This is a genomic window from Accumulibacter sp. (assembly GCF_031732815.1).
Classification (GTDB): Bacteria; Pseudomonadota; Gammaproteobacteria; order Burkholderiales; family Rhodocyclaceae; genus Accumulibacter.
This window is the reverse complement of the sequence record NZ_JAVMKF010000061.1, coordinates 1-7,453: the sequence shown is the minus strand read 5'-3', so window position 1 is coordinate 7,453 and position 7,453 is coordinate 1. Positions and strand designations below refer to the sequence as shown.

Below are 7,453 nucleotides of genomic sequence, written 5' to 3'. Positions count from 1 at the left end.
GCGCCGGTCGCGACGATCGTCGAGATGGAGTTCGCGCCATCATGAAACCCGTTCATGAAGTCGAACGCGAGCGCTACTGCGATCAGCAGCGCCAGCGTCCAGATGCTCATATTTAGGCCTTCCATTTTCGGCTACCTCTCAGGAGTTTTCGATCAGGATCTCTTCGATCATCTTCGCCGAGTCCTGGCAGGCATCGAGCACGGCTTCCTGCAGAGAATAGAATTCCCGCATCTTCATCGTCTGCCAGACGTTGGCGCCCTCCTTGAAGAGCGCGGTGATCGCCTTGTGCTGAACCTTGTCGGCCTTCGATTCGATCTCCTCGATTTCTTTGCACAGGTTCAGGGTTTCTTCGCCGCGATTCTTGTCGGCCAGAGCGGCAACTGCCCGGCTCAGGCGCATGCAGGCATCGGCACTCAGCGCCGCCATTTCGCGCGCTTCGACCGTCGACTGCGTGATGTTGTACATGCCCAGCGCGTTGGCCACGCTCTGCAGAACGTTCAGCGTCATGTCGAGGTCGCTGATCAGCGCATGGATCTGGTCGCGGTTGATCGGTGTCGTAAAGGACTGGTGCAGACGCTCGATGACCTTGGCCTTGATCTGGTCGCCATTGTGCTCGTGTTCATTGACTTCCGCGACGAGCGCCGCGAGGTTTGCACCGCTATCCCCCAAACCATTGATCAGACGCAAGGTGGCATTCGCGCCGGCCACCACCTGTTCCGCGTGGGCGGCGAGAAGTTCAAAAAATTCCTTGCGTTGCGGCATCAGACTGCTAAACATACGACCTCCCTTGGTTAACTGCTCTGTCGAGCACTATCACTATCGATCAACAAAAAACCAGCGCGCCGACCGTTCTCGGCGCGATTACTGAACCCTGTCTGCTCTCCTGCTTGCCATTCTTTCCCCCTCCAGCCGGCGCGGCCGACAGGCCGCCTGCGGGTCGCGGCGAACGCTACCAGACGCCGCCCGATCACGCGCTTCCGGGGCCTGGCTCAACTCTTCTTCTTTCCCTTCCCGGCAGCCATCCTGGGCAGCCCGTCGAGCACATCCTTCATTTGTTCGAGTTTCTGCTCGGCGAACAGGCGAACCCCGGCGCGCAGAATGTCCGAGCGGCTCACCGCCCAGCCGACAAGCTTCACCAGATCAGCGCGCGCAGCCTCGATTGCCGCTTCCTCGCTCTTGAAAATCTCAACCGACAAGCGGACGACCTTGTCGCGCTTGTCCTTCGCTGTGCTGACCACTTGCTCGCCCGCCCGCCGGGACTTCGCCGGCTTCTTGTCGCCCGCAACGGTCTTGGCCGGTTGCACAGCTTTTCCCGCCTTGGCCGGCAGCGCCGCCTTCTTCTCGCCCTTGACCGTCGCTGCCGGGTCAATCGCTTTGTTTCCAGGCGCTCGGCTTGCCGCAGCCTTGCCGGTAGCCACGGCCTTGGCCCCGCGCTTGCCGGGAGCGGAACGCTGAGCGCTTGTCCGCGCAGCGTTCGCCTGCCCGAGCGGAGTGACTGGCACCTCGGCTGGTGGTATGGGAGCGGGCACATCTTCCGTGGCCGCCGGGACAAGCAGCGGCACATCGCTCGCCGCCAAGCGCTCACCCAAGGATTCGTCTTCCTTCTTCAGGCTGGCACGCAACGCGGCCTTGTTGCCGCTATCGTTTCCCGAGGTGGTCATCAGGTTTCTCCCAACTGTTTGAGGACTTCGGCAACCAGCTTGCGCACTTCCGCCTGCGCCGCTTCGGCGCTCGCACCAAGCTGGAAGACCGACGCGCCGACGACCGCGCTCTGCGCATACGCGTTACGCTGGGTAAGCGCTACGTCAAGGATAGGCAGAGTGAATTCACGCAACAGGTCAAGGACATCACTGGCCAGCGCCGTGTTCTGCACACGGTTGGGCACGATGCAGCCGTGCAGGCGGTGACTTTGCTCCATTCGCTTCAGAATCAGGCGCTCGACGGCGAGCGTAGACCACAGGTCGGTCGGACTGGGCACCGCCGGCACGATGGCCAGATGCGCCACAGCCAGGGCTGCCATGGTCGACGGATGGGCAATCGACGGTGGCGTGTCGAGCACGATGTAGTCGGCCTCGCCTTGCAGTTCGACCACGTGCTTGATCAGTTCGAGCCCAGACATCTTGCGCACGTCCAAGTGCAGTTTGGCGTCGATCAGGGACGCCGACTCGGCCCAGCGGAAAGCGCTCTCCTGCGGATCGAGATCGATGAGCAGCGCCGAAGCACCGATGGCGTGCAGGCCCCCGCCGAGCTGCATCGCCACTGTCGTCTTTCCCGCTCCGCCCTTCTGTGAGACGACGGCAATCACCCTGCCTAATGGCATGGACATGAAACCTTTCCAAAAGAGGCTTTGCCGACGGGAATCTTCATAATCAACAATTATGCCACCGGCAGAAGAAGCGACAAGGCAAAAAACGAGCGATAACGGGCCATGAAATGGGCCATTTTCTTGCTCAGGGAGCAGGCCTCTGACGCAGGTCAAGGAAAAGCTGCTGAGCGGCCGCAGCGCTCGAGGAGGGCGCCGGGCGTAGCCCTCTCGGCGCGCGCCAATCGACCGGCAAAAGCGCTGCAATCAGCGCCGACGCAGACTCAACGATCGCTGATCAGCTTGAGGCTGCTGGCGCGGGCGACGGCCTCGCGCCGGTTCGATGCGCACAGCTTGCGGTAGATGTTCTGGGTATGGCGCTTGACCGTTGCGCGCGAGATGCACAGTTCCTCGGAGATCTCGACATTGCTCAAGCGCAGCGCCAACAGCTTGAGGATGCGCAGTTCGCGACGCGTCAGGTCGTCTCCGAGCTGACGCCGGCCGCTGCTCAGCAGCAAATCGTCGTTGAGTCCGGACAGAATCTGCGCGAAATAACGCGGTGCATTACTGGCCGCCTCGAGGCGCTTCAGCGGCCTGACCAGGTCCTGGCCGAGGTCGACGAAGACTCGAATCAGGCCGCCTGGCTGGGCAAGCGCCACCGCCCGGGCAAGCCGCTCGCCAGTCGCCACTTGATCCCCGCGCAAGGACGCGAGCAGCGCTTGCAGCGCCAGCACCTCGATCAGGAAACGAGTGTTGTTGCCGGCCGTCAGTTGCGCTTCCAGCAGACGCAGAAGCTGCTCGGCCTGGTCAAGGCTCTCGCTACTCCTTTGCACCAGCCAGACGCGCGCCAGCGTCAGATGCGGCGCATTGAAGAAACGATAGGCGAACTGCACCGGACCGGGGTCGAAGCTGCGCGCCCAGTTGGCGGCGTCCGCTGTCCGACCTTGGCGCAGTGCGAGGTCGGCCTGGCAGGCGCGGGCGCGGAAAAGTGCCGGCAAGTCCTCGTTGCGCTCCAGGTGTCGGCACAGTTCATCGACGATGCCACGCGCACGCTCAGCCTGACCGAGCGCCTGATAGACCGCAGCGAGCGCGATCGAGATTTCGCTCCGGTAGCCGAGCAGCGGGGCGTAAGCCGGCTCCAGCGCAGGCAGCAAGGCGGCCTCTGCCTGGGCGAGTTCGTTGCGCTGATAGTGAGCAATCCCGACGAAATAGCCGCCAAGTGCCCTGTTTCCCGCGCAGCCGGCTCCGCTGTCGTTGAGGTCGAAAGCCTGACCCGCCGTCCACTGCAGGGCCGACAGGTCTGCCGCCATCCACTCGATGAAGCAAAGCGCGGCCGCCAGTGGGGCCTGGCAGACGGCGACCGGGCCGCTCGCATTGATCAGGGCCGAACGCAGAAACTCGCGCGCAGCAGGTAGATCGCCGCTCATCTGCCGGCCTGCGGCAAGCACGCTCTGCGCGAGTACGCGCGCATGCCGGCAGTCGGTTGGCAGTTGCGCGAGTGCGCGCTCGGCGTAGTCAATTGCCTTGCCCGCCTGACCGTCGAGGTAGGACTGCACGCTGCGTAGCGCCGTCACGCTACCTGGCAAGCCAATCAGCTCGGCGGAAGGAACGACGCCAGCGGCATCGTCGGCGCCGAGCAGGGCGTCGATGCGGTCAAGGACCAGCGGGGTTTCAACGTGCCGCCCCTGATGATGCATCAGCCAGGCCTTGAGCAGGAGCAGCGCTGGAGTCTGCTCGACCGCGTCGAGCGACAGCAAACGCAAACAGCGCGCCAGTTCGTGCCGCCGATGGCGCTCGAGCAACGCTTCGGCATGAGTGAGCAGCAGGCGTGCAGCCGCGCTATCACCGCCGGCGGCATGCGCATGGCGTACAGCTTCCGCCATTTCGCCATGCGCTTCCCACCAGGCGGCGGCGCGCCAGTGCAGTTGTGTGATCGCCTGCACTGAGCAGAACTCGGACAACTGGCGCAACAGGAAGCCGCGAAACAGAGAGTGATAGCGAAACCACTTGCCTTCGCCGTCGACCGTCAAGTGCGGCACGTCACCGCCTCGGGTGGCGCGCAGAAACGCCTCGGTGCGCGAACCCGAAGTGTCCGTCGCGCCGTTTTCGCCGACCAGGGCAGAGTAGAGGTCTGCGCAACAGCGGCTGACAAGCGCCGACGCCAGCAAGCCCTGACGGATCTCATCCGCTTGCGGTGCCATGATCTCTTCGCGCAGATACGCGTCGATCCAGTGCAGCCCATCGTTCAGCGCAGGCGCCCGATCGTCCAGTCGGCCACCGTGGCGTAACGCCATCCCGACTAGGCGCGCGCCAACTGGCCAGCCCTCAGTGCACTCGTGCGCGCGAACCTTTTCCGCGTCGCTCAGACAGCGACCAGCGCAGCGCTCGATCAGATCAATGCATTGTTGCGCGCTGAACTCGAAGAGGCGCCCCGGGACTTCACACAGCAGGCCACGAACACGCAAGGTGGCGAGCGACAAGGGTGGCTCGCGGCGGCTGATGATGATCAGGCGCAGTGCGCCTGGCGGGTGCGCCAGCAGACCGTCCAGCAAGGTGTGCGTTGCGCGTGATTCGATCAACTGGTAGTTGTCGAGGACGACCAGCAGCGGCTCGCTGAGCGCTTCCAGGTCGTTGTTCAGCAGCCCGCCGACGACGGCCAGCGGCGGCTGCCCCTGCTCCAGGCAGCACCGCGTTTCCTGGCAAGCATCGGCGACGACGGTACGCACCGCCGCAACCAGATAGGCGACGAAACGCAGCGGGTCGTTTTCCTCGCGCGTCAGCGAAAGCCAAGCCGCGGCGGGCACCCGTCCGCCCACCCAGTGGGAAACGAGCAGCGTCTTGCCATAACCGGTTGGCGCCGAAATCACCGTCAACGGCAACTGGCGGCCGGCTTCGAGCCTTTCGATCAATTCGCTGCGTACGACAGGGTCGGCGACGACCGGCGGGCGATGGAGTCTGCTGCGCACGATCAGGACGGGTTGCATTCCCTCCAAGAGCGACAGCCGTCAGTGCGGCGAAGCAAACAAGAATCGCCCGCTCAGAAGTGCAGTGGCCGCTTGTCGCACGCCAGCGCAGCTTCGTGCACCACCTCCGAGAGCGTCGGGTGGGCGTGACAGATGCGCGCCAAGTCTTCCGCGGCAGCGCCGAACTCCATGCCCACGACGCCCTCCGAGATCAGCTCCGAAGCGTTGGCGCCGATGATGTGAACGCCAAGAATACGGTCGGTCGTGGCGCAGGCCAGGACCTTGACGAAACCGGTAGGATCGCCCATGCCGAGTGCGCGACCGTTGGCCGCGAAGGGAATCTTCCCCGCCTTGTAAGCGATTCCGTCGGCCTTCAGTTGCTGCTCGGTGCGGCCAACCCAGGCGATTTCCGGACTGGTGTAGATCACCCATGGGATCGTCTCGAAATTGCAGTGGCCGGCTTGTCCAGCGATCAGTTCGGCCACCATGACGCCTTCTTCCATCGCCTTGTGCGCCAGCATCGGACCGGCAACGACATCGCCGATCGCCCAGACGCCGGGCAGATTCGTCCGGCAGTGCGCGTCCACCTCGATCTGCCCGCGTGCATTGATCTGCAGGCCGACCTTCTCGCCGCCCAGGCCATCGGTATTCGGCACGCGGCCGATCGAGACGATCAGGCGATCGGCGTCGAGCTTTTGTGGGTTCCCGTCCTTGTCAGTGTAATCGAGCGAGACGCCAGTCGGCGAGACCCTGACTTCGCCGATCGTGACTCCGGTGACGATCTTCAGACCCTGCCGGGCAAAGACCTTGGCGGCTTCCTTGGCGACATCGAGGTCGGCCAGCGAGAGAAACTCGGGTAGTGCTTCGAGCAGCGTAACGTCTGAACCCAGCCGGCGCCAGACACTGCCCATCTCGAGCCCGATGACGCCGGCACCGATAACCGCCAGCCGCTTCGGAACGGCGTCGATGTCGAGTGCACCGACGTTATCGCAGACGATCTCGTTATCGACCGGAACGCCGGGCAGGTGACGTGCCTTCGAGCCGGTGGCCAGAATGACCTGCCTGGCCTCGACCAGGGTCTCACCGACCCGCATCTGCCAGACTTCGCTGCTCGCTCCAGCCTTGCGCTCGACGAAGGCAGCATGACCGGCAAGCAAGGTAACCTTGTTCTTTTTGAACAGCGCCTTGATGCCGCTGGTCAGTTGCTTGACGATGCCATTCTTGCGCCCGATCATCCGGCTGACGTCGATGTTCGGTGCGCCGACACAAATGCCTTGCTCGGCAAAGCTGTGACCGGCTTCTTCGAAGAGGTGCGAGGTATGCAGCAGCGCTTTCGAGGGGATGCAGCCGACATTCAGGCAGGTACCGCCGAGACGCGGCTCGCCTTTCGGGTCGGCGTAGGCGTTCGATTCGCAGCAGGCCACACTGAAGCCGAGTTGCGCTGCCCGAATGGCGGCAACATAGCCCGCCGGACCGCCACCAACCACGAGAACGTCGAATTGTTTGGACATGACAAATTCCCTTTCCAAGCGCAGAGACACGCAGGCACGAAGGTCGCACAGAGTACTGCCCTGGGCTTCTCCGTGCCCTGAAGTGAGGCGTTAGACGCCGAGCAGCAGGCGAGCCGGATCCTCCAGCGCCTCCTTCATCGTCACCAGCCCGAGCACGGCCTCGCGGCCATCGATGATCCGGTGATCGTAAGACATGGCCAGGTAGTTGATCGGGCGAATGACAACCTGCCCGTTCTCGACAACCGGCCGATCCTTGGTCGCATGGATACCGAGGATCGCGGACTGCGGTGGATTGATGATCGGCGTCGAGAGCATCGAACCGAAAACGCCACCGTTGGAAATCGAGAACGTTCCACCGGTCAATTCTTCCATCGACAGCTTGCCATCCTTGGCCTTGACACCGAACTCGCCGATCTTCTTTTCGATGTCGGCAAAAGTCATCTGGTCAGCGTCGCGCAGGATCGGAACGACGAGGCCGCGCGGACTGCCCACGGCGATACCGATGTCGATGTAGCCGTGATAGACGATGTCGCTGCCGTCGACTGAGGCGTTGAGCACCGGGAAGCGTTGCAAGGCGGCGACCGCTGCCTTGACGAAGAAAGCCATGAAACCCAGGCGCACGCCGTGCGTCTTCTCGAAGCGCTCGCCGTACTGCTTGCGCAACGCCATGATCGGAC

6 protein-coding genes and 1 pseudogene are annotated in these 7,453 nt (G+C 63.5%); all 7 read right to left on the bottom strand.

The features are described from left to right. A pseudogene (locus RKP46_RS05210) lies at nucleotides 1-125 on the bottom strand (inorganic phosphate transporter); the annotation flags it as partial. 13 nt (nucleotides 126-138) lie between these two features. After that, complete coding sequence (locus RKP46_RS05205; RefSeq protein ID WP_311105644.1) at nucleotides 139-777, bottom strand: DUF47 family protein; 639 nt, start codon at nucleotides 775-777, stop codon at nucleotides 139-141. Between the two features lie 212 nt (nucleotides 778-989). Next, nucleotides 990-1,661, bottom strand: coding sequence for a hypothetical protein (locus tag RKP46_RS05200; protein ID WP_311105643.1), 672 nt, complete (start codon nucleotides 1,659-1,661; stop codon nucleotides 990-992). Beyond that, on the bottom strand, nucleotides 1,661-2,326 hold the full coding sequence (locus tag RKP46_RS05195; RefSeq protein WP_311105642.1) for an AAA family ATPase: 666 nt from the start codon (nucleotides 2,324-2,326) through the stop codon (nucleotides 1,661-1,663). Before RKP46_RS05195 ends, RKP46_RS05200 begins: the two co-directional genes overlap by 1 nt. A gap of 260 nt (nucleotides 2,327-2,586) precedes the next feature. Continuing rightward, on the bottom strand, nucleotides 2,587-5,286 hold the full coding sequence (locus tag RKP46_RS05190) for a LuxR C-terminal-related transcriptional regulator (RefSeq protein ID WP_311105641.1): 2,700 nt from the start codon (nucleotides 5,284-5,286) through the stop codon (nucleotides 2,587-2,589). 53 nt (nucleotides 5,287-5,339) lie between these two features. Then, a complete protein-coding gene (gene lpdA, locus RKP46_RS05185; RefSeq protein ID WP_311105640.1) occupies nucleotides 5,340-6,776 on the bottom strand; it encodes a dihydrolipoyl dehydrogenase in 1,437 nt (478 codons plus the stop codon). 90 nt (nucleotides 6,777-6,866) lie between these two features. Next, nucleotides 6,867-7,453, bottom strand: a 587-nt coding sequence (locus RKP46_RS05180; RefSeq protein ID WP_311105639.1) for a 2-oxo acid dehydrogenase subunit E2, incomplete at its 5' end; no start/stop codon positions are given.

Excerpts from the sequence above, each read along its gene's own strand:
- RKP46_RS05205 (WP_311105644.1), bottom strand. The coding sequence starts at position 777 with ATGTTTAGCAGTCTGATGCCGCAACGCAAGGAATTTTTTGAACTTCTC.
- RKP46_RS05200 (WP_311105643.1), bottom strand. The coding sequence starts at position 1,661 with ATGACCACCTCGGGAAACGATAGCGGCAACAAGGCCGCGTTGCGTGCC.
- RKP46_RS05195 (WP_311105642.1), bottom strand. The coding sequence starts at position 2,326 with ATGTCCATGCCATTAGGCAGGGTGATTGCCGTCGTCTCACAGAAGGGC.
- RKP46_RS05190 (WP_311105641.1), bottom strand. The coding sequence starts at position 5,286 with ATGCAACCCGTCCTGATCGTGCGCAGCAGACTCCATCGCCCGCCGGTC.
- lpdA (WP_311105640.1), bottom strand. The coding sequence starts at position 6,776 with ATGTCCAAACAATTCGACGTTCTCGTGGTTGGTGGCGGTCCGGCGGGC.